15 protein-coding genes, 1 pseudogene and 2 CRISPR repeat arrays are annotated in these 22,121 nt (G+C 69.5%); of the genes and pseudogenes, 13 read left to right on the forward strand and 3 right to left on the reverse strand.

The genetic code is table 11. The features are described from left to right. Window positions 1-106 precede the first annotated feature (106 nt). Window positions 107-991: a hypothetical protein gene (locus AB0C99_RS34195; protein ID WP_362483515.1), complete on the reverse strand. Its 885-nt coding sequence runs from the start codon at window positions 989-991 to the stop codon at window positions 107-109. A 364-nt stretch (window positions 992-1,355) separates the two neighbouring features. Between AB0C99_RS34195 and AB0C99_RS34200 the strand changes: the two genes are divergently transcribed. The 4 genes and pseudogenes from AB0C99_RS34200 to AB0C99_RS34215 all read left to right on the forward strand — a co-directional run bounded on the left by AB0C99_RS34200 (window position 1,356) and on the right by AB0C99_RS34215 (window position 8,060). Beyond that, window positions 1,356-1,688 carry a GntR family transcriptional regulator gene (locus AB0C99_RS34200; RefSeq protein WP_362483517.1) on the forward strand — a complete coding sequence of 111 codons (333 nt, stop codon included), beginning with the start codon at window positions 1,356-1,358 and terminating at the stop codon, window positions 1,686-1,688. Window positions 1,689-1,839: 151 nt separating this feature from the next. Then, on the forward strand, window positions 1,840-3,237 hold the full coding sequence (locus tag AB0C99_RS34205; protein ID WP_362483519.1) for a helix-turn-helix transcriptional regulator: 1,398 nt from the start codon (window positions 1,840-1,842) through the stop codon (window positions 3,235-3,237). 21 nt (window positions 3,238-3,258) lie between these two features. After that, a pseudogene (locus tag AB0C99_RS34210) lies at window positions 3,259-4,457 on the forward strand (dihydrofolate reductase family protein). A gap of 1,050 nt (window positions 4,458-5,507) precedes the next feature. Next, on the forward strand, window positions 5,508-8,060 hold the full coding sequence (locus tag AB0C99_RS34215; RefSeq protein ID WP_362483520.1) for a hypothetical protein: 2,553 nt from the start codon (window positions 5,508-5,510) through the stop codon (window positions 8,058-8,060). 311 nt (window positions 8,061-8,371) lie between these two features. On the opposite strand, the gene AB0C99_RS34220 is transcribed toward AB0C99_RS34215, so the two are convergent. Next, window positions 8,372-9,016, reverse strand: a complete 645-nt coding sequence (locus AB0C99_RS34220; protein WP_362483522.1) for a hypothetical protein — start codon at window positions 9,014-9,016, stop codon at window positions 8,372-8,374. A gap of 169 nt (window positions 9,017-9,185) precedes the next feature. Further along, the gene (locus AB0C99_RS34225) at window positions 9,186-9,578 is read right to left on the reverse strand and encodes a helix-turn-helix transcriptional regulator (RefSeq protein ID WP_362483524.1); all 393 of its coding nucleotides are present in this window, start codon (window positions 9,576-9,578) and stop codon (window positions 9,186-9,188) included. A gap of 121 nt (window positions 9,579-9,699) precedes the next feature. Further along, window positions 9,700-10,343: direct repeats of the CRISPR family, unit length 29 nt; unit sequence CGGCTCACCTCCGCTCGCGCGGAGAGGAC. A gap of 298 nt (window positions 10,344-10,641) precedes the next feature. On the opposite strand from AB0C99_RS34225, the gene AB0C99_RS34230 reads away from it, so the two are divergent. The 9 genes from AB0C99_RS34230 (at window position 10,642) to cas6e (ending at window position 22,121) form a co-directional block, all read left to right on the forward strand. Then, complete coding sequence (locus AB0C99_RS34230; protein WP_362483526.1) at window positions 10,642-11,199, forward strand: Uma2 family endonuclease; 558 nt, start codon at window positions 10,642-10,644, stop codon at window positions 11,197-11,199. Between the two features lie 50 nt (window positions 11,200-11,249). Continuing rightward, a CRISPR array of direct repeats spans window positions 11,250-11,762; the repeat unit is 24 nt; unit sequence CGGCTCACCTCCGCTCGCGCGGAG. A 268-nt stretch (window positions 11,763-12,030) separates the two neighbouring features. Next, window positions 12,031-12,330 carry a hypothetical protein gene (locus tag AB0C99_RS34235; RefSeq protein ID WP_362483528.1) on the forward strand — a complete coding sequence of 100 codons (300 nt, stop codon included), beginning with the start codon at window positions 12,031-12,033 and terminating at the stop codon, window positions 12,328-12,330. Further along, window positions 12,327-12,575, forward strand: coding sequence for a hypothetical protein (locus tag AB0C99_RS34240; RefSeq protein WP_362483529.1), 249 nt, complete (start codon window positions 12,327-12,329; stop codon window positions 12,573-12,575). The genes AB0C99_RS34235 and AB0C99_RS34240 overlap by 4 nt, the downstream gene beginning before the upstream one ends. A 1,388-nt stretch (window positions 12,576-13,963) precedes the next feature. Next, entirely contained in the window at window positions 13,964-16,738 is a 2,775-nt protein-coding gene (locus AB0C99_RS34245) for a CRISPR-associated endonuclease Cas3'' (RefSeq protein WP_362483531.1), read from the forward strand. Window positions 16,739-16,960: 222 nt separating this feature from the next. Continuing rightward, window positions 16,961-18,529: a type I-E CRISPR-associated protein Cse1/CasA gene (gene casA / locus AB0C99_RS34250; protein WP_362483532.1), complete on the forward strand. Its 1,569-nt coding sequence runs from the start codon at window positions 16,961-16,963 to the stop codon at window positions 18,527-18,529. A 43-nt stretch (window positions 18,530-18,572) separates the two neighbouring features. Next, on the forward strand, window positions 18,573-19,325 hold the full coding sequence (gene casB / locus AB0C99_RS34255; protein ID WP_362483534.1) for a type I-E CRISPR-associated protein Cse2/CasB: 753 nt from the start codon (window positions 18,573-18,575) through the stop codon (window positions 19,323-19,325). 77 nt (window positions 19,326-19,402) lie between these two features. Beyond that, on the forward strand, window positions 19,403-20,575 hold the full coding sequence (cas7e, locus tag AB0C99_RS34260) for a type I-E CRISPR-associated protein Cas7/Cse4/CasC (protein ID WP_362483535.1): 1,173 nt from the start codon (window positions 19,403-19,405) through the stop codon (window positions 20,573-20,575). A gap of 35 nt (window positions 20,576-20,610) precedes the next feature. Then, the gene (cas5e, locus tag AB0C99_RS34265) at window positions 20,611-21,456 is read left to right on the forward strand and encodes a type I-E CRISPR-associated protein Cas5/CasD (RefSeq protein WP_362483561.1); all 846 of its coding nucleotides are present in this window, start codon (window positions 20,611-20,613) and stop codon (window positions 21,454-21,456) included. After that, entirely contained in the window at window positions 21,453-22,121 is a 669-nt protein-coding gene (cas6e, locus tag AB0C99_RS34270; RefSeq protein WP_362483537.1) for a type I-E CRISPR-associated protein Cas6/Cse3/CasE, read from the forward strand. Before cas5e ends, cas6e begins: the two co-directional genes overlap by 4 nt.

Here is a 22,121-nt window from a genome sequence, read left to right on the forward strand (position 1 = left end):
CTCGAACGTCCGGTCGGACAGCTGCGATTCCACTCGCTTCTCCAGGTTCCTGCCCTGGCGCAGGAGCGCGTTGCCGAGGCCGGGGCCGAGGTAGCGACGGTGCGGGTCAGGCCGCGAGAGCGGTCTTGCGGCGGCGGGCGCCGAGGGCGGGCTCGCGGCGGGCGGTGTACGCGGCGGCGGTCTCGCCCGGGGCCGGGACGGGCAGCGCGGCCCGGACCTTGGCCACCAACTTCGTGTACTTGGGCTGGTCGGCCGGGGTCAGGGGGCGGCGCAGGAGCGTGGCCAGGTGCGTGTAGGCGGCGCGGGCGAGGTGCTCCTCGAGGACCTCACTCGCGCAGCTGCCCGGGGCGGCGTCGGCCAGGACACTCAGGGCGCCGGCGGCCAGCGCACGGACGGATCGGTCGTCCCCGGCCTTCTGCCGGATCATGGCCGGCAGGGCGCCGACGGGGCCGTCGACAGCCCGACCACGCGTAGTGGGGATCGCGTCGGCGGGCACTGTACGGGCGGCGTCGGCCCGGCGGGCGGCGGGAACCGCACGCTCCCACTGCGCTCGCCGGTCGGCGGGACGCTCCTGCGGCCGGGAGACCTTGAGGGTCTGGACGGTGGCGCGGCGGTGACGGGTGACGTCGGCGGCGAGGCGCTCCTCGCGCGCCCACTCCTCGTACTGGCGGCTCCAGGTGTCCGCGTTGACGTCGACGTCGACGAGGCGGTTGCTGGAGCTGCAGCGGATCGCGGCGTCCCGGCCGGCTCGGCCGGTGTGGTGCGGGACGAGCTTGAGCAGGTAGGTACCGCGGTGGGGGGTCACAGCCACCCAGGTTTCGCACTTCGGGCAGACCAGCGAGATGCGGCGGGTCTGCGTGGACTCGACGCGCCGCATGTCCACGTGACCGGGCGACAGGGTCGAGAGGGCGATCGGGGCGAGGGGGCTGACGCGGGAGGTGCGGGTGCGGCCCCGCCGCTTGGCGGCCTTGGGCATGACGAGCTCGGACATGGCGACTCCTCAACAGGCAGGAAGAGGGGGAGGGGGTTCGCGGGGCGGATGCTCTCTCCGCCCACCAGGTCCACGAGCCAGTGGCCCGAGTCCTGGCGGACAGGCAGCGCATCAGCGCTGAGGTCGTACGCAGTTCCGCCGGCCTGGGGGGTTTGGTCTTGGCTACCGCCTCCGGCCACCTGCCCGACTCCGAGGAGGCGAGCTGCAGAAACTGCGGTGGTACGTGGATCAGTCCATGTCGATCAGACACTCAACTTCATCGACATACCTAACTTACCTGATACAGTGGGCACCATGTCAAGCACTTAGTCGAGGTAGCTATGGAAGCTAGCTAAGTCGAAGGGGTCGACCTACGATGACGCTCATGAGCACCGAAGCCACGCAGCCCTATCAGCGCATCGTCCAGGGCGTGCGGGACAAGATCCGTTCGGGTCAATTGCCCGCTGGCGCAAAGCTGCCGAGCACCCGAGAGCTCGCCGAGGAGTACGGCGTCGCAGCTGGCACCGTCCAGCGGGCACTCACCGAGCTGCGCGCGGCCGGGCTGGTCTATTCCCATCAGGGACGCGGGTCGTTCATCACCGAGGCTGCAGGCGAGAACAACGAGGATTCGACCGCTCGCGCGCTCAAGGCACTTGAAGAGCAGGTTGCCGCTTTGACAGCCCGCCTTGAGAAGATCGAGCAAGGGCGCGGTGACTGACGCTGCCCTCGGTCCGCTTTGCATCGCCATCGCTCCCTGGTCGGTTCCGGCTTCGATATGGCAGTTGTAGGTCCGAGCACGCAGCGCGTTCTAGGTCTGACATGTGTCCAGCGGCTGGACACATCGATAGGAGACATGGAGGGGAAAGAGCGTGGGACAAAAGCCAAACGTCCTGACGCCCGAAGCATCGGCCTTGGCCCGCTTCGGCTACACGCTTCGAGACCTCCGCGAGCGGAGCGGCCACACCTTACGAAGCCTTGCCGAAGCCACCTACTGCTCGTACTCCAAGCTCTGGAAATGGGAGAACGGCCTGCGCGCGCCGAAGCACCGTGCCGAGGTCGAGGAGCTCGATCGCCGGCTGAAGGGCCGCGGACTACTGATCGAGCTTTGGGAACGCATCGAAAGCGGAGGCACCCCTCAGAGGCATGTGTCCGTATCCCCGGATCATGTGTCCGAATCATCGTCGGGCCTGGTCACGGCCCCACCCGGCACGGAAGGCTCGAACGATGACGACGCGGACACGGTCGTCGTCCCCTGCCGCATCCACGGAAGGATCCTCTTCGTGCCCGTGCCCCGCCGCGTCGTCCTCGCCTCCGGTCTCGCCGGCCTCGCCGCGACCACAATCCCCTCCTCCACAGCGGTCGCCGACACCGTGGCCGCCGACATGGCCACGCCTGTCGAGCACTTCGCACAGCTCCGCCGTGTCGTCATCCAGACCGACAACCTTGTCGGCCCTCGCCACGTGCTCCCGATGCTCACTCAGAATCTCAACCGACTCGCCGCCCGTCGCCGGGCCTCCAAGGGCGCCGACGCAGCGGAGCTGCTCGCTCTTGAGACCCGCTACGAAGAGCTCGCGGGCTGGCTGGCGCAGGACATCGGTGACGAGCGCGCTGCCAACGGACACACCGCAAAGGCTCTCGACGCCTCCCACATGACCGGCGACACCGACCTGACGGCGTACATCCTTGGCCGCAAGGCTCAGCTCGCCGTCGACACCGGCCATCCAACCGATGCCCTCGGCCTCGCCTCCGCTGCACGCCGCACCGCCCGGGTCGGCAGCCGCCTCGAAGTCATCGCCGTACTCCACCAGGCCCACGCACATGCCGTCCTTGGCAACGGCACCGAGGCCCTGACGTCATACGACACTGCTCTGACCCTGCTCGGCCGCGCCGACTCGGACGGTATCTGGGGGTCCTGGCTCGACGAGGCGTACGTCAACACCGCCCGCGCCCGCTCCCTCTCGGCGCTCGGCCAGTACGAACATGCCGCTGCCGGATTCGACACCGCCATCGCAGCACTTCCGGACGGCTACCGCCGGGACCGCGGCGTCTACCTGGCCCGCGCCGCCCACGCGCACGCTGGAGCAGGTAACCACCCGTTGGCCGCCAAGATCGGCCTGCAAGCCGTCGGTATCGCTACGGAGACCGGCTCCGCGCGGATCATCACCCAACTCGGCCGTCTCGACCAAGCACTCGCGCACGCCGCCAGCGAGACCCACGTCGCCGAGTTCAGGGCCGCCCTCGACCGCATCGTCCTGCACCCCGCCTGACCCACACCTCCAGGAGCCCCCGTGTCCCGCCCATACGTCTTGCTGTCCGCCGCCGTCTCTCTTGACGGCTACCTCGACACCCGACCGGGCGAGGACCGACTTCTCCTCTCCAACACAAGGGACTTCGACCGCGTCGACTCCGTCCGCGCGAGCGTCGACGCGATCCTCGTAGGTGCTGGCACCCTCCGCGCCGACAACCCGCGACTGCTCGTCAACGCGCCTGAGCGACGTACGGCTCGCGTCGCTGCGGGGAGGTCGGAGTACCCGCTGAAGGTCACCATCACCCGGACCGGCGACCTCGACCCGGACTGGAAGTTCTGGCACCACGGCGGCGAAAAGCTCGTGCTGGCTGTGGGCAGCAAGGCCGCGGAGAGGGCCCGGGCGAGCCTCGGCGACCTCGCCACGATCCAGGGCATCCCCACCGAAGCCACATGGCCGACCGCGCTCGATGTCCTCGGCGATGTCTACGGGGTCGAGCGCCTCATGGTCGAAGGCGGAGGGACCGTGCATACCCAGCTCCTTGAGGAGGCGCTTGCGGACGAGCTCCAGCTTGTCGTCGCCCCGCTCCTCGTCGGTCAGGCCGATGCCGTCCGTATGCTCGGCCCCGCCCACTACCTCGGCGGGCCCTCCGCACGCCTCCGCCTCCTGGAGACCCGGCAGATCGGTGACGTGGTACTTCTGCGCTACGCCCCCAAGGACATCTCCGTGGAGCCCCGATGACGACCGCCCCCGAAGGAGCCCCGGGCGTCGGCGGTACTCCGACCGCCGCTGACCGCGCCTGGCTCTCGCTCGCGTGCGAACTCGCCGCGCTCTGCCCGCCGTCGACGACCGCGTTCTCCGTCGGCGTAGTCATCGTCTCCGCTGATGGCACCGAGCTCGCCCGCGGATACTCCCGTGAGCACGATCCCCTCGACCACGCCGAGGAAGCCGCACTCGCCAAGCTCTCCGCCGCCGATCCGCGTCTAGCCGGCGCCACGGTCTACAGCTCGCTGGAGCCGTGCGCCAAGCGGGCGTCGCGCCCGCGGCCCTGCGCCCAGCTCATCCGTGACGCCGGGATCCGCCGCGTCGTCACCGCCTGGCGGGAGCCAGACACCTTCGTGCCCGGGGCCGATGGCACGGAGCTGCTCGAGGCCGCCGGCGTCGCTGTTGTCGAGATCTCTGAGCTCGCCGATGCGGCCCAGGCTCCGAATGCTCACCTCCTCGGCGGCGGTGGGCGTTGAACCGACCTCGGTGCTCGGGGCCGGCGACCTCGATGGTGACAACAGGTCAGACGCATGTCCGACACGTCGTCACCTACGGTCTCCAGTCGGTTCACGGAGAGAGTAGGGTGTCCCTGGACCTGATCCACAAGTGCACAAGAAAAAGCCCCCTCGACCGGCCAGGGTCTTCGGGGGCTCTCGGCCGGAGCAACCGCTTCGGCCCGGCGAACCGCCTTTCAGAGGAAGGGGCTCGCGTGATGCAGGGTACCCGTACCCGCTCGCGGACGCACACCACCCCGCCGTCGAAGCGACGCACGAGCGTCGCTCCGGTGGGGTGCGCTCGTTCCTGCGGCCTCTTCCCGACCGTGCCGGCCGACGGCGCTCTCGCCCATGTCGGGCTCATGGACTTCCGTGCTGGTAGACAGCGCGGGCAGCGCTCTGCTCCGGAGGCCGTATCGACGTAGTCGCCTAGTGAGCGGCGGCCTTTCGGGGCCCATCGCCGCTGGGACGCTCAGATCGACGAGGTGTTAGCGCACCTCGGCTGAGCGCCCCCAGCACCGACCGGGGTTAGCCGCCCCGATCGAAGGGGTCGTCCGGACCGGTTAGCAGCCGAATCCGAACACTCGTACTGGTTCTAGCCGAACCACGAAGCACCTACAGGGGCTTCGTCATGCCGTTTTGGCGATGCCTCCGCGACAGGAGCCATTGTGCAGCACCGCCATGCCGTTTTCCAGCCCAGCTACGCCCGATTGACCCTCTTTGGCCATTTCTGGGCGCTGTCATCTACGGCACGCCGTGCCGACTTCCACCGTGGCGGTCCTCGCCTGGTAGCTCGGTGAGCGCCGTGACGGCGTCGGCCGTCGAGCGCGAGCACCCGAGCGCGGACGTCGCCCGCAGCCCTGTCGACGAGAGCGTCCTCAGGGGCGGCTTCCCGTGCGGCGGGACGCGATCGGAAGTTGTTGGCCACAGCGCGGGAGGGATCGGCGGTCTCGCGACTTCGCAGGCTCTGTCCACAGGCGACCTGTTCCAGGCTGCCGAGATGATCTCCTTCTCGTCCGTCCGGGTGGGCCGGTGAGCGCCGTGGCGGCGTCGGCCGCCGTGTTCGCGCGCCCTCGTACGGAGTCGTTCGTCCCGGCCGGGCCGGTCCCGGAGCGGTCGGCGGGTCATCCGTTGTCGCTCGGTCCGGACGCGCGTGCCCGTTTGGGTGGCGCGGTGCGGATGCTGCTGGACACGGCCGGCCTGGCCGGGGCGTCGGACGCGGTGCGGCTGGCGGTGCTGGTGCTGGCGTCGCGTACGCCGTGGGAGACAGGTGTGGTGGAGATCCGTACCTCGGAGCTGGGCCGGTGGATCGGGGCGTCCGCGTCGTACACGGCCTCCGACGTGCTGCCGGTGCTGCGCCGCTCGGGCGTGGTCTCCGTGGAGACGGCGCCGGGCGAGTACGGCCAGGACGACGGCCTGGAGTGCCGGGTGCTGCCGCTGTGGGCGGCGCAGGACATCGTCGGGCACCCGCTGAACCTGGCGAAGAAGGAGTACGCCACCTTGTGGCGGCTGCTGGAGGCCGTGATGGGTCCGGGCTGGACGCACCGGGACGGCCGGGTCACTCCGGCCGGGCTGATCGGTACGCGTACCGGTCGCGGTGCGGCAACCGACCGCCTCGCGCTGCTGCTGCTGGTGCTGGAGGCGCGGGAGTCCGGGCGGGTGCGGCAGTGCGGCGGGAGCGTGGACTCCAAGCGCGGCCGCGCGGCGGCGACGGTGGCCCGGCTGCTGGGGTGCACGGCGTCGGCGGGGGAGCGGGTGCTGGAGCGCCTGGAGGACCGGGAGCTGGTGCTGCGGGTCCGGTTGAAGACGGGCTCGGGCCTGTGGAACCGGTCGCGGCTGATGGTGCCGGCGGTCGCCGCCGCGCACGGCCGCACGGTCGCCGACGACGTCCAGGAGGACCGTGTGCAGGCCCCGGAGCCCGAGTTTTCAGACCCCGACGTTTCGGCAGGGGCTGGTGAGGCGCCGGAGCTGGCCGAAGAGTCGCCGGTCAACGGCGTGCCGGTGACGGATGTTGCGGATGTGGCAGACCCCGACGTTGCGGCAGCCCTTCACACTGATCACCCTCACCTGGTTCTTCCCGTCGTTCCCCAGCAGCTCTCTCATCGTTTTTCCGGCGAAGGCCGTGGGCGTGAGGACAGTCGGCCGGGACGCGCGTGCGTGCGCGAGGGCCAGGCCGTCGACGGCGAGAGCGCCGTGGCCGGGTCTGGGTGCCCGATGGCTGGGGCCAACCCGCTTCGCGGTGAAAAGCCCACCAGGTCACCGGTCGACGAGCAGGAGCAGGCTGGCGGCGCCGCCGCTGGCGCCGGTGCCCGGCTGACGGTTGTGGGAGGTCGAAAGACGCAGCAGCGGGGGCAGGGGGCACTTCCTGTTGATCTTGGTCTGCGGGTGGCTCTGGCGCCGGTGTCCTGGCTGTGGCAGGGCCTGAACCGGTGGCAGCAGGACCAGGTCGTGCGGGCCACGAGGGCTGAGCTCGGGGAACTGGGCCAGGTGCTGGAGTGGCCGGGGCAGGCCCCGTCCGCACTGGCCGCCCGGCTGACGGCCCGGCTCAAGCAGGCCGGCGGCGAGGCTCGGATCACCAGCGCGTACGGCTGGATCACGCGCCGCGGGCTGGTGCGCAGGCCGTCGTGCTCGGACGTACGGTGCGACGACGGCGTCCGGCTCGACACCGGCGCCGACTGCGACAACTGCACCAACGTCCTGCACTCGCGCCGGGCGTGGCGGGTGCGGATCGCTTCCGAGGTCGACCGCGAGCTGCCCGGTCTGGAGACGAATGCCCGGTACCGGGAGATCGAGGCCCGGATGCGGCGCCAGGCCGAGGCCGAGGCCGCCGTGCTGGTGACCCGTCAGGCCGAGGCCCGGGAGCGGGCGGAGCGGCGGGCGGCGTTCCGTGCCGAGGCTGAGGCGCAGGCCGCCTTCGAGCGGGAGCGGGCGGAGGACGAGGCGGCGGTCCGGCAGGCCGTGGCGTGCGGGGACTGCGGCCGGGAGCGGTCGGCCGGGCTGTGCGAGGCGTGCGGCCACCGTCGGCAGGCCGAGGTTCTGATCGTAGAGTCGGGTCTCCTCGCGGCGACCTGGTCGGCCGACCCGAGCGACCCGGTCGCCGTCGCGGCCGTCGTCGCCGAGGTCCGTAAGGCCATCGAGGACGCCACCGCCGCCGACTGGGCTCAGTTCCAGCAGATCACCGACCCGGCTGCCCTGGAAGCGGCCGGCCCGGACGCTGTCGAGGACGCCGCCGCGCACAATGCGTTCCTGGTTGCTGAGAGCGCGGCCGCAGGCTACCGGGACGAGGCCCTGGTGATGCTCGGCCGCAGCCAGGAGGCCCAGACCGAGGCCCGGAAGGCGTTCTCGACCGAGCTAGCCAAGCCCTGGTTCAGGTCCATGCCCGACAGCGACGACGCCCAGCGCGCCGCGACCGAGGCCGCCGCGCAAGCCGAGACCCGCACCGCCGAGCACCTGCTCGCCGTACGGATGGAGCAGCTGCATACCCAGGCGCGCCTCGAGCCGGTCCGGCCCGTTCCTTGGTCGCAGCGCCTGTCAGAGCTCGCCGCTCACCCGCTGGATGGCGAGGCACTGGAGGTGATCGCGTGAACGCCGCCGCTCATGCGGAGAGGATGCCTTGGCGGTCAGGTCGATCAAGCCCTCGACCGGCTCACCTCCGCCTGCGCGGAGAGGACGTGCGGAATCCGGCCCGCGACTTCGGCGCCGGCGGCTCACCTCCGCCTGCGCGGAGCGCACGACATGGTCCTCGCCGGAACCGACGGCCGCGGCGGTTCACCTCCGCTCGCGCGGCGAGGACCTTCACGCCATCACCCGGCCTTCAAGCACGTTCGGCTCACCTCCGCCTGCGCGGAGAGCACCACATCGCCTGCCACTCACTGACATTCCGATTCTTCCGTCAGTCAAACGCAGGCCCCATCCTTGGTGGCCTCATGCCAGGTCTGAAAGCGAGCCGCCTCGGCCGTGAGGGTACGCCAGGCGGCGCGGATCCTCTGCTCGGTCTCCTTAGCCTGCAGCATGGTACGGAGCTGCTTGACCTGTTCAAACACCAATGTGGCGCGGAAGCACTCGTCTCCATCCTCCTTCGCGGCTGCGGCTTGCGTGAGGAAGGTGGCGATCGAGTCGACATCGCCGGAGGTGGGCAGGAGTCCCCACGCGGCCGGCGAGGCAGGGACCGTGCCATTCGGATCCAGGTCCTGGCCTGTGGCCGTATCCATAACGCTCTGCCAATAGTCGGCGGGGATCGGCTCTTCGGAGACGTACCACGTCTCCGAAGAACCGCCAGCGCTGTTCACTGCATTGAAGTTCGCGCCGAGGCGGCCCCACATCATCCAGTACCGGATGGAGGGGTGAGGGGTGAGGGTGATGCGAACGTCGTGTCGATCGCCGATCCCGTTATCTTTCGGGTTGGGCGTGTCCTGGAACCAGATGACAGGCACATGTCCGCCGAGCTGCTCGGCGGGAGACCCGAGCTTGATGAGCCTGGACGCCCGTATCCCATCCCAGTTTTCGTAGCTGGTGAAGTGATAGAGCATGCTGTCAGTCATGCCAGCTCCCCGTCGATAACGCGTCGCGTAGCATTAACGCAGTGTATGGGCGCTGCAACGGGTCCGAGGCCCTCGCCGGATCGACGCTCACTAAGCGTCGTGATGCCGCAGGCGAATCGCAGAGCAGGCATTACGAGATCCTCGGGGATCAGGTCGATCTTCCACTCACTCATGGCGACGATCCTGCCAGGTGCGTCCGGCGGTCCGTACGGGCGGAGCACGTTGTACGAGGCTGCCAGGAGCAGCAGGACCCACCGCGGCTGACTCCCGGCTGTGCGCGGAGTTCGCCGCCTGCAGTCTGGGGCTCGCCGCGTACCGTTCGGACACAGCGGACGAGCGTCGTGCTCGTAGTGGCGATCCTGAGCGACCCAGTTGGCACTGGTGGGGGGGGATCGGGCTGCCGCCGACGACCTGCTTGTCCGCCGCCGACGTCGTGGTCGCCTGCCGGACGCCGGTCTTTTCGGACGAGGAGGTGGGAGATCGTGCAGTCCAGCACCTCGCAGATGATGTCGAGGCCGGCCAGGCGGACGGTCAGAGGCCGCCCCGACCACAGGTGGGACATCTGCACGCCTCCGCTCGCGCGGAGTGGACATCGAGAGGTCGCCCGCCTGGAGCCGAATAACTGCTCACCTCCACCTGCACGGAGAAGACAGCTCACCGCTCTTGAGGCCGCCGAGCAGGACCGACTCGCCTCCGCCCGTGCGGAGCGCACTGCAGGCCATGCCTGACCGGCTGGACGCCGCGGTCGCCGGCCCACCTCCGCTGGGGCGGAGCGCACGCCACCATCGCCGTCGCCTGTGCCCGCCGGAACGGTTCACCTCCGCTTGCGCGGAGAGGACCTGGTCCTCGACGAGGCGACGGCGATCAAGAACGGCTCACCTCCGCCTGCGCGGAGAGGACTACGGCGGCGCCTACCGCATCGGCCTGTTCGGCGGCTCACCTCCGCTCGCGCGGAGAGGACTTCTCCAGGTCTTCGAGCTGGGCGCGGATGTCCGGCTCACCTCCGCTCGCGCGGAGAGGACCGCACGGACAGCAAGACGGGCTTGCTCCTCGCCGGCTCACCTCCGCTCGCGCGGAGAGGACGGTGAGTGGGAGGACCGCCTCCTGCCCGACCTCGGCTCACCTCCGCTCGCGCGGAGCGCACAGGCCGATGTACCGTGCCCGTCGCCCAATGGCCGGCTCACCTCCGCTCGCGCGGAGAGGACGCCTTCAGTACGCCGAGGGCACGGCTCACCGTCGGCTCACCTCCGCTCGCGCGGAGAGGACGACGTCGTGGATGTCGCGCACGGCTACTGCTCCGGCTCACCTCCGCTCGCGCGGAGAGGACTCTTCCTGACCTGGCCGTTCAGGACGCCTTTGCAACTTCTTTACTGGGGTGGAGTGTGAGGAGCATGCACTAATCCTGGCAGACCAAACGGCCGGACATGGGGACAGGCAAGCAAGGAGGATGCACGCACCTGTGCGGGCGAGACCGCCGACGAACAACTCTCGTCCGCAAGCCGGGGGTGCCGTGTCCACTCGCGTAATTCTCTCCCGCGTAGGGCATGAGCCTCTTCGAGCCGAGGCCGGCGCGGTAGCGTCGATACAGTGCAGCAGGCCATTCGATTCGGGACGTAGGACGGGTGATGAGTACAGCCCCCGATTACCAGGGCATCGAGGACCCGGAGCGAGCCCTGAAGTACGCCGTCCAGCACATCCGGGGCGACCGCGCCCAGATCATCGAGGGGATCATCGAGCCGGTGTCTCCCACCTGGGACCACGAAGCCGCCGCCGAGACCATCCGCGACCAGATCCGCTCACGCGCGCGGGAACTGGGCTGCGTCACCGGCTCCGGTAACCTCGATCTGCCCGGTTCGTCGAACTGGTACGTCCCCGACATCGCCGTCGTCCCCGCCGCCCAGGCCAAGGGCGCGGCCGCGCTCCTGCCCGCGGACACCCTGCTCATCGTCGAGGTGACGTCCGAGTCGAACGGGGACACCGACCGGGTGGTGAAGCGGAAGCGGTACGCCGAGTACCACGCACCGCTGTACCTCGTCGTCGACCGGCAGGAGAAGAGCGTCACCCTGTACTCCGAGCCCGGCCAACTGGGCTACACCCGCGCCGACGGCCCCCACCCCTTCGGCGCCCGCATCCACCTGCCAGAGCCATTCAACCTCGACCTAGACACCAGCGAACTGACCTGACAGGCATCAAGACGCAGCATCGAGTACTCGCCTCCACCCGGAGTCCCTGCATACCCACCTCCGCTCGAGCGGAGCGCACTGGCTCCCCCTCGCCAAATGCACGGGCCTGGCCGGCTCACCTCCGCTCGCGCGGAGAGGACGGCGCCACCGTCGCGGTCACGAACTTCGGCGCCGGATCACCTCCGCTCGCGCGAAGAGGACCGCAGGTGCGCCGCGACCAGCCGCGCCTTGACCGGTTCACCTCCGCTCGCGCGGAGCACACGACGGGGGCGAAGGCCGGGTTCGTGAGGACGACGGCTCACCTCCGCTCGCGCGGAGCACACGGCCGCCTCATGACCCTGCTCAAGGACGAGGGCGGCTCACCTCCGCTCGCGCGGAGCACACCCGACCGCAGGCCGGTTCCGCTGCCGCTCGGCCGGCTCACCTCCGCTCGCGCGGAGCACACCTCCGCTCGTCCGCCGGGGCCACGCTGTGGTGCGGCTCACCTCCGCTCGCGCGGAGCACACCCGCACCTATGCCTACCTATTTCCTCGGATTCCGGCTCACCTCCGCTCGCGCGGAGCACACTCTTCCTGACCTGGGCATTCAGGACGCCTTTGCAACTTCTTTACTGAGGTGGCGTGTACGGAACATGTGCCCATCCTGGCGGACCAGACCACCAGACACAGGGACTGACAGTACGTGGAGAGACACACCCACCTAGAGAAACCACCAACACAAGCCCGAGTCACGACCCCGGGACCTCCCGCCCAAGCAGAGAAGAGCCCCTCCCGGTGTTGCGGGACCACGTACGCTGGGCCGTATCGGCGAGTTCGGCTCGGGGAGGCAGTTGTGACGGCACGTGACACGTGGACGGTGGACCGGCTCCACCACGCCCTGCCGCACTCCGCCTCCCGCCAGCAGCTCCTCGCCGACGTGAACCTGACCCCGATCGACGAGCTGCCCGCCGTCCTCGACCGCTGGGCCAAGGCCGCAGAAGCACTCCGTTCTGCCTCCGGGCTCATTGAGACCGCCCGAACGACCGAGAAGACCACCGGCCTGCTCCCCGAATGCATGACCGTCGAGGACCACACCGCCGACGTGCTGCGCGACGCCGGGCCCCGCCAGGACCGCGGGCAGGGAGCGGCGTGACCTACCGCCTGGCTTTCCCCGCCGACGTCTTCGACACCTACAAGCAACTCCCCGACGCCGCGCGCCGGGATCTGGCCGTGTGCCTGGTCGACGCACAGGAGGACCCGCTCGGGCACTCCGAGCCGTACGGCGAAGACGACGGCATCATCCGCACCGTCGCCCGCGGCCACATCACCGCCGTCATCCTGTGCGGCCACACCACCTCGACGCTCACCGTCCTCGCCATCGCCTACGCCGGCACCTGACCCAGCGCTCCGACCAGTAAGGGTCACCGGACCTCCGCAGCTCGGTGGTGAGCGGTCCACCTCCGCTCGCGCGGAGAGGACCATCGCAAAAAGCGCTTCGCCGAGGTCTTCGGCGGTTCACCTCCGCTCGCGCGGAGAGGACCTCGCCGGAGAGGAGCCCTGACCATGCCGAGCCGGTTCACCTCCGCTCGCGCGGAGAGGACCAGCGGCTCACCCTCGCCGAGTGGACCCTGAACGGTTCACCTCCGCTCGCGCGGAGAGGACCTGTCGCGCAGCGCCCCCGACCGCCGGATGACCGGTTCACCTCCGCTCGCGCGGAGAGGACGGGTACCCGCCTACACCGTGCCCGCCCGCCGCAGGTTCACCTCCGCCTGCGCGGAGAGGACTTCCTGACCTGGGCGTTCAGGATGCCTTTGCAACTTCTTTACTGCAGCAGCGCGTACGGAGCGCATGCGCTCATCTTGGCAGATCAGACGACCAGACACTCGGACAGCCAAACACGAAGAGACACCCACGCGGTAAATCCTCAGACGAAAGACCGGCCACGGTCTGGCCTCTGCTCACTCGGTGATGCCCACGCGGAAGTCGTGACCGGCCAGCGCACCTCCGCTCACGCAGCGAGCACGACTGGGCCGACGCCGGCAGCTGTGTGGAGAGCGGCCCACCTCCGCTCGCGCGGAGAGGACGCACGCCCGTGGAACTGGATGCCCGAGGTCTTCGGTTCACCTCCGCCTGCGCGGAGAGGACTTGCCGATCAGCTCGTACCCGATCCCGACGCCCGGTTCACCTCCGCCTGCGCGGAGAGGACTGGTGCACCGTCGACTCAACACCCGTCGACAACGGTTCACCTCCGCTCGCGCGGAGAAGACACCGCCGCCCGGCCCACGAGCATGGCCCGCACCGGCTCACCTCCGCTCGCGCGGAGCACACTCCTCGCGCAGGGTGAGGAGTCCGATGCGCCACGGTGCACCTCCGCTCGCGCGGATCGCATTTCGGGGACGACGCTGACGTACCCCATGCCGACGGCTCACCTCCGCTCGCGCGGATCGCATCAGACCGTCACCACCAGCGCCACCACCAGCATCGGCTCACCTCCGCTCGCGCGGATCGCATTTCATCCACCGGTCCCAGAACAACGGCGGGAACGGCTCACCTCCGCTCGCGCGGATCGCATGCTTCCTGACCTGCACCTCTTAAGGCCCTTTGCCGTTTCTTTGCAAGAATCACGGAGAGGGTCGAGTGTGCCGTCCATGGGCGTGGGTGCCTCGTTGTCAGTGGTGCCTGCTACCTCTATTCGTGTGATGCAACGTGAGGGCAGTTTAGGTGCTGGGGTGTCCGTTGACTCGAGGTTGTGGGGGAAGCGGAAGGGGTTGTCCCGGGCTTACCCGGTGATCTGCCATCTGTTGGACGCGGCTGCCATGTTCGGGGCGTTGTGGGATGGGCTCCTTGGCGATCGGATGCGTGAGCGTGTTGCGCAGGAGCTCGGGCTTTCGTCGGATGAGGCTCGTTCTGTGCTGTCGTTCTGGGCTGGTCTGCATGATCTGGGGAAGATCACGCCGGTGTTTCAGGCGCAGGTGCCCGAGTTGTTTGCCGCGGTTGGCGGTGATCCGTTGTATCGATCTGTGCCGGGGGCTGAGGGGGAGCGGGGGTTTCGGCATGAGAGTGCGACGCACTGGGCGTTGACGGCGCTGCTGGAGGAGATGGGGTATCCGGAAGGTCGGCGGGTGGGCGGGCGGCAGCTTCTGCGGGGTGCTGTGGGTCACCAGGTTGCTCAGTTGCTCGGGGGGCATCACGGCTGTTTCGGCGAGGTGTTGCAGGAGCACGAGGTGAGGCAGGCGGGTGAGTATCAGCCGGGTCTTGGGGGGCCGGGGTGGGATGGCCAGCGGCGGGTTCATTTGGCTGAGTTGCGGCGGGTGACGGGGGCGGTTGCGGTGCCGCGGCGGGCGTTGCCGGCGGATTTGGCTGTTGTGGTGGCGGGGCTGGTGGTTGTCTCGGACTGGTTGGTGAGCCAGGTGGAGGTCGTGGAGTCGTTGATGCCGCCGTTGGGGTGGCGGGGTACTGGCGGTGACGTCGATGCTCATTGGCGGCGCGTGCGGCGCAGGGTTGGGGGAGTGGCTGCTGCGGCGGGGATCGGGCGTGCCTGTTTCGCGGCGGAGTGTTTCGAGGAGATGTTCTCCTTCTCTCCGAATCCTTTGCAGGCCGATTTGGTGGAGCACCTGGCTGGGGTGGTCAGGTCTGAGGGGCCTGGGTTGCTGTTGGTGACGGCGCCGACGGGGGATGGGAAGACGGAGGCCGCGTTGTTCGCGGCTTCGGTGCTGGGTCGTGCTGCGGGGTGTCGGGGGATGTTCGTGGCGTTGCCGACGATGGCGACGGCGGATGCGATGTTTCCGCGGGTGGCCCGGTTCAGTGATGCGGCGTTGGCGGGTGATCGGGCTTTGACGCTGTTGCATTCCATGGCCTGGTTGCGGCCGGCGGCGGCTTGGGGTGTGGGGGAGGTGGAGGTGAGTGCCGGTTCTGGTGTGGCTGCGGAGGCGTATGCCTGGCTGGCGGGGTCTCATCGTGGGCTGCTCGCGCCGCTGGGTGTGGGGACGGTCGACCAGGTGCTGAGTGGTGTGCTGCCGTTGAGGTACAACGTGCTGCGGCTGTTTGGTCTGGCGGAGAAGGTCTTCGTCGTCGATGAGGCTCATGCCTATGGGCCGTGGATGCATCAGTTGCTGGTGCGTTTGCTGGAGTGGCTGGGGGCGTTGGGAGCTCCGGTGGTGCTTCTGTCGGCGACGTTGTCGGGTCGGACGGCGTCGTCGCTGGTGGACGCGTATCGCCGTGGGGCGGGGCATGAGGAGCCGTCCGCGGTGGAGCCTCGCTATCCGGGATGGATGTACGTGGGCTCAAGGTCGGGCAAGGTGTCGCCGCCGCGTGAGGTGGGCAGCGGGCGGGCGCGGACGCTGGATGTCGCGGTGCGGGGTGTGCTGTGGGATACGGAGGACGAGCCGGGTGCGCCGCCGCGGGTGGGTGGCCGGCGGGAGGCGTTACGTAGGGAGCTGCTGCCGGTCGTCGAGGAAGGTGGCACCGCTCTGGTGTGCTGCACGACCGTGGCGGAGGCGCAGCGGACGTTCCGCGACCTGGCCGGGTGTTTCCCGGAGCTGGCGCGGGCACCCGGTGGGCTGAGGATCCTGCACTCGCGTTTTCCGGGGGTGGTGCGGCAGGGGATCACCGCGGAGTGTGAGGTCGGGTACGGGAAGCCTGCGGGTCCGCAGGATCTCGAGGGGCCGAGGCCGGCGTCGATTCTGGTTGCCACTCAGGTGGTGGAGCAGTCTCTGGATCTCGACTTTGATCTGGTTGTCAGCGATCTGGCTCCGCTGGCGCAGTTGCTGCAGCGGGCGGGTCGGTGCCGGCGTCATGATCGGGGGGCGTGGGGGAGGCCGTCGTGGGCGCGGGGTGGGGAGCGTCCGAGGCTGGTGGTTCTGGATCCGCTGGGGTGTGGTTCAGGGACGGTTCGGCCTCCGGCGTCGTGGGGGAGCGTTTATGACCCGGGTCTGTTGAAGCGGACGTCTGTGTTGCTCGCGCGGGAGTCGGCGGCTGGCATCGCCGTGCCGGGGGACGTGCAGAGGCTGGTGGACGAGGTGTACGCGGCTGATTTCGTGGACGGCCTGGAGGCTTCGGTTCATCGGGAGCTGAAGCGGATGGACGGTGAGCGGTGTGCCGGTGAGGCGGCTGAGTCGTATCTGGCTGAGCTGGCGGGTATTTGTGCGCCGGCCGATGTCGCTGGTGATCTGCACCGGCTCAGTCGCCGGGAGAGTGGTGTGACTCAGGAGTTGCTGACGACCCGGTTGGGGGCGGATTCCGGGCGGGTGCTGTGTGTGTACGAGCAGGGGAGCGGGGCTCTGACTCTGGATGCTGAGGGCCGGGTGGCTGTGCCGGTGCGGCGGGGTGGGCTGTCGCGTGACGAGCTGGTGCTGCTCGTGGAGCATGCGGCTCCTGTACCAGGGCGCTGGCTCCTGGATGAGTCCGGTCGGGAGCCGGTGCCGGATGGGTGGGGGAAGCATCCGTTGCTGCGTGACCTCGTGGTGCTGAGGATGACGCCGGCCGGGGACGGGACCTGGAGTACGCGTGGTCCGGGCGGGCGGACGATCACGATCTCGCATGTGGGAATCGAACGCGGGTAACCAGTTTCACCAAAGCTGCAACTACGCCCTACTCGCTTACCTAAACTCCAACTACCCCTCCATTAGGGCCTGTTGGATCCAATGTCGCGCGGGTTCCTGTCGGATCAGCCCGCTTGCACGGGCATGGGGTCTGCCGGAGGAACGCGCTGCGCCCTACTCGTGGCTCACCCTCGCTCGGGCGAGGTCCCTGTCTCATTCTGTCGTACTGGATCGGATGTTCCCATGTCTGACGGCGTCTTCAACTTGATCGATGAGCCGTGGATCCCTGTCCGATGGCGGCCGGAGGCCCAGCTGAGGCAGGCACAGTGTCCTGGCCGGGTCGGCCTACGCGACGTGCTGTTGCGGGCATCGGAGATTGCCGGTCTGGCGGTGTCCGACCCGCCCGCGCACTCGGCGCTGCTTCGGATTCTGTACGCGCTCACCGCGCGCGTGGCGGGTCTGGATGAGGCGGGGCCGGGGGAGTGGGGTGACCGGCGGCTTGACGTCCTGGAGGAAGGCCAGCTGCCGGCCAACGGCGTGAACGGCTATCTCGCGCGGTGGCGGGAGCGGTTCTTCCTGTACGACCCAGTGGGTGGCCGTCCGTGGATGCAGGATGCGCGGCTGGCCGAGCAGTGCGACGGGGGCAACACCGCCGGGGTGAACAAGCTGATCATCACCCGCCCGGCGGGCAACAACCACGCGTGGTTCAGGCACGGAAGCGATGCCGACCCCGACCTGCCGACGTCGGCCGAGGCCGTACTGAATCTGCTGGTCTGGCACTACTACGGACCCTCGGGGCGGTGTTCGTCCCGCGAGGTGGGCGGGGAGAAGTCGGCCTCGTCGACAGCCGGCCCGCTGAGGACCTCGCTGTCCTACCATCCGGAGGGCGACAGTCTCTTCGAGACGCTTCTCGCCGGCCTTGCGCCGCCGGCGTCGGCGGTGCGCCGCTCGGAGGATCTGTGTCCGTGGGAGTGGGAGGAGCTGCCGGATCCGGATGCCGCGCCGCGGATGCCTTCCGGTCCGTGTTCTCGTCTGACGGCCTGTTCGCAGCATGCTCTGCTGCTCGTGCCGGACGAGGACGGTGCGTGTGTGCGGGACGCGTACATCACGTGGGCCTACCGGACGGGTCGGATCGAGCGTGACGACGACTTCCTGATCTGGCAGATCAGCCAGGCGAACAACCGCTACCCGCGGCCGGCCGATGCCGGCAGGTCTTTGTGGCGGGACCTGGACGCGCTTCTTCTCCTCAAGCCGTCCGGGTCGACGCAGCCCCAGCGGCCGAAGATCATCGCGTCGGCGCTGGAGGTGTCGCCGTACCTGCGTATCCGGGCTCTCGGGTTCGATCAGGAGGGGCAGGCCAAGGACACCCAGTTCGTGGACGCGGTGACCCCTGCGGTGTTCCACCTGGCGGAGCGTGAGGCTGCGGCGACGGCACCGGCCGTGGGGCGGCTGCGGCAACTGGGGGAGATGTTCGGCCGACGGCTGCAGTACGCGGTCCGGGTGGCGTGGACCGACTATGTCCGGGACTCCAAGGCGGATGCGGGCACGTGGGTCGCCGAGGCGACGGGCCGCTACTGGCCCGCGGCCGAGGCTGTCTTCTGGCAGCACTTCCGCGAGCTCGACCGCACCGGGACGTTGCCGGGCGGAGGGCTGGACGCGGCGCAGGTGCGCAAGGAGTTCCTGCGTCTGGCGGAGGACGCCTACGAAGCGGTGACGGCCACGGTCACCCGTACTCAGCGTGGGGCCAGAGCTGTCTCGCAGGCCCGGATCGAGCTGTACGGGGGGCCGCCCAAGAAGAAGCCGACCGACTGAGTCAGCAGCCCGAGCCTCATCCAGAAAGGGATTCTCCCCTGCCATGACGATGACCACCCCGCTCACGCCGGACTCCTCCAGCATGTCGCTCTCGGTTCCCGGGCAGGCGTCCCGGCTCCACAGCCGACGTGAGGCGAAGTTCGTCGCGTGGGTCGAACGACTCTGCGCTGATGATCCCGGTGCGCGTAAGGCGCTTCGCACCGGACTGCGCAAGAACCTCGATGAGGTTCCGCAGATGCACCGCTTCGTCGCCGCCTGGCTTCCTTCCGACCGGACTCCGCAGGACACCCAGCGCGCCTACTACACCGTCGCCGCCCTGATCGCGGCCCAGCCCCGCACCGCACTGGCAGATCCTGATCCGCACAGCGACGGCCAGGACGACCAGACTGATGGGGCGGGCCCTTCCGACGTACCGTCGCAAGCAGCGACTGCGTACGGCTCGAGTCTCGGGACCGCCTTCGCCAGGGCTGTGGTCCACTCGCCCGGCCGGGACAAGGCGATGCGCGAGGCGACGGCCGAGAGCCGGCTCCACCAGCTGACCCGGCAGAGCCTGCCGGGCCTGCACCGCCACCTGCCGGCCGCCGTCGCCTACGTGCGAGCCTGCGACGTGCCCGTCGACTGGGCGCAGCTGCTGGGCGACCTGACGCACTGGCGGCAGTACTCGGGAGGCATCTCGCGTCGCTGGCTGCAGGACTACTACCGGCTGCGGGCGAAGGACGCCCGTGAGGCCGCGGCCCGGAGCGATGAGGAAGCAGCCGTCCACTCGCCCCCTGCGGACGTCGATCCCCAGCCGTGACCTGTTCTCGACGCGGGCCCGGTTCACCGACGCGTCACCGCTTGGCCCTCTTACACAACCTGCAAGGAGCACGATCCATGAGCACAGCAGCCCGTTTCATCGACGTCCATGTTCTGCAGTCCGTGCCGCTGGCCAACCTGAACCGGGACGACACCAACAGCGTGAAGACGGTGCAGTACGGCAACACGATGCGTACCCGTGTGAGCAGCCAGTCCTGGAAGCGGGCGCTGCGCGGGTCGTTCGAGGAGGGGATGGGGGAGGCGGCGCTGCGTACGCGGCGTATCGGTGAGCGTGTCGCTCGTCTGCTCGTCGAGGAGCGGGAGTGGCCGCGGGAGCTGGCGGAGCGGGCGGGGGCGCATCTGGCCGCGGCCAGCAGTATCAAGTTCGAGGTGGCCAAGGACGGCAAGGAGACCTTGGACAACAAGGTCCTGACGAACGCGATGGTGTACGTGCCCGAGTCGGCGGTGGTGGAGCTGGCGGATCTGGCGCAGGAGCACCGTGCTGCGCTGGAGGCGGCGAAGGACATCAAGAAGTCGTCGGACAAGAGTGTGCTGCCCAAGGAGCGGGTCGAGGCGGTGCTTCGGTCCCGTAATGGTGTGATCAACCTGTTCGGGCGGATGCTCGCGGAGGTCGACGACGCTGGTGTCGACGGGGCTGTTCAGGTGGCTCACGCGCTGACCACGCACGCGACGGACGTCGAGCTCGACTACTTCTCCGCGGTGGACGATGTCACCGCGCTGTGGAAGGACTCGACGGGCAGCGGGCACATGGGGCACGCCGAGCTCAGTGCCGGCACGTTCTACCGGTACGCCACGCTCGACCTTCGTGACCTGGCCCGCAACACCCAGGGCAGCGACGCGACCCTGCGTGAGCTGTCGCACGGTTTCCTGCGCGCTTTCGTCCTGTCGCTGCCGCAGGCGAAGAAGAACTCGACTGCCGCGCACACCATCCCCGACCTGGTGCATCTGTCGGTGCGCACCGATCGTCCGCTGTCGTACGCCGCGGCGTTCGAGAGCCCGGTGGTGGCCGCGCGGGAAGGCGGCTTTGCCGGTCCGTCGCGGGAGACGCTCGCCGGCTACGCGCGGGCCGCGAACACGATGCTCGGCACCGCGAGCATCCTGAACGCCGGCTGGACCAGCCTGGAGACCAAGGACCTCGCCGGGCTCGGAACCCGGCACGACGCCTTCGACGATCTCATCGCCGCCGCGCTCGACGCCGCCCTGGCCGCCCCCCAGGAGCCGTCCGCGTGACACCCAACCCCCACGGCCCGAGCGACAGCGCAGAGGTGCCGCCGGCCGGACGCCGGCACGGTCTGCTTCTGCGGTTCACCGGCCCCCTGCAGTCCTGGGGCACACACAGCCACTTCAACGAACGTGACACCGCGCCCTTCCCCACCCGGTCGGGAGTCATCGGTCTGCTCGCCGCAGCCCTCGGCCGGCGACGCGACGAGCCCATCGACGACCTCGCCCGGCTCTCGCTGACAGTGCGGTCTGACCGGCCCGGTGTCATCCTGCGCGACCTGCACACCGTGGGCGGCGGCCTGCCCGCGAAGGCGACCGTCACCACGGCGGAAGGCAAGAAGCGAAGCGGCGCCACCGCCACCCTCCTCACCCACCGCACCTACCTCGCCGACGCCGCCTTCACCGTCGCCCTCACCCACCCCGACGGCAACCACCCCATCCTCCAGACCTGCGCCGACGCCCTCACCCACCCCCACTGGCCGCTATATCTCGGGCGCCGGTCCTGTCCCCCCGAAGGCCCCCTGCTCCTGGGCGCCACCGACGACGCCCTGCACCACCTGCTCCACCTGCCGATCGCCGCACCCCCGCCCAGCCGCGGCACGGCAGACCGCGGCATCACCTTCACCAGCGACACGCCCCTCGACCAGCTGCCCGCACTCACCACCTGGCCGGACGGCACACCTCACCCCGTGGTGGCGACAACAGGAGAGATCACCGACCAGCCCGTCACCTTCCACCCCCGCCAGCGCGCCTACCGCAGCCGCACCCTCCACCAGCTCACCCTGCGGCTGCCCCACACCCAGTACAAGGGCCTGGGAACCGACTACCTGCGCGCCCTCGCCGACTACCTCAACGACCACACGGCCACGACACGAAGGAGCGGAAGTTGACCGTCTGGCTCACACGCATCACCCCAGACCCCCGCTCCCGCGATGCCCGGCGCGACACACGCGACGCCGTCGGCACCCACCGCCGGCTGATGTCGCTGTTCCCCGACAACGCAGGCCCCGACCCCCGCGCCCGCTTCGGCATCCTGTACCGCACCGACGACACCCCCGGCGGGCCCCAACTGCTCGTGCAGAGCACCCAGGAACCCGACCTGACCCAACTCCCCACCGGATACGGCACGGCACTCACCCGGCCCCTGGACACGCTGCTCGACGCCCTGCGCCCCGGACTCACCGTCCGCTACCGCTGCGCCGCGAGCGCCATCCGCAAGCCCGGAGCCACCACTCGAGCGGCCTACAACCTGCCCGCCGTCGTCCCCCTCACCGGAACCGCCGCCGACGAATGGTGGACACGCCAAGCCGACACAGCCGGCCTCAAAGTACTCACCCTGCATTCACAGCCCCTCGACGCAGCCCAAGGCATGCGAGGCACCCGCGGCTCCGGCGCAGAGCAACGCATCCGCCACACACGCACCCGCTTCGACGGAACCGCCGTCATCATCGACCCCGACACACTCCGGACAAAGATCACCGACGGCATCGGACGCGGCAAAGCCTACGGATGCGGACTGCTCAGCATCGCACCAGCACCCGGGACCCAAGGATGA

The organism is Streptomyces sp. NPDC048659 (assembly GCF_040650575.1).
Taxonomy (GTDB): domain Bacteria; phylum Actinomycetota; class Actinomycetes; order Streptomycetales; family Streptomycetaceae; genus Streptomyces.

Bases quoted from the DNA above. Each gene is read 5' to 3' on its own strand.
- AB0C99_RS34200 (WP_362483517.1), top strand. From the start codon at position 1,356: ATGAGCACCGAAGCCACGCAGCCCTATCAGCGCATCGTCCAGGGCGTG.
- casA (WP_362483532.1), top strand. From the start codon at position 16,961: ATGTCTGACGGCGTCTTCAACTTGATCGATGAGCCGTGGATCCCTGTC.
- AB0C99_RS34220 (WP_362483522.1), bottom strand. From the start codon at position 9,016: ATGACTGACAGCATGCTCTATCACTTCACCAGCTACGAAAACTGGGAT.
- casB (WP_362483534.1), top strand. From the start codon at position 18,573: ATGACGATGACCACCCCGCTCACGCCGGACTCCTCCAGCATGTCGCTC.
- AB0C99_RS34195 (WP_362483515.1), bottom strand. From the start codon at position 991: ATGTCCGAGCTCGTCATGCCCAAGGCCGCCAAGCGGCGGGGCCGCACC.
- AB0C99_RS34225 (WP_362483524.1), bottom strand. From the start codon at position 9,578: ATGTCCCACCTGTGGTCGGGGCGGCCTCTGACCGTCCGCCTGGCCGGC.
- AB0C99_RS34230 (WP_362483526.1), top strand. From the start codon at position 10,642: ATGAGTACAGCCCCCGATTACCAGGGCATCGAGGACCCGGAGCGAGCC.
- cas7e (WP_362483535.1), top strand. From the start codon at position 19,403: ATGAGCACAGCAGCCCGTTTCATCGACGTCCATGTTCTGCAGTCCGTG.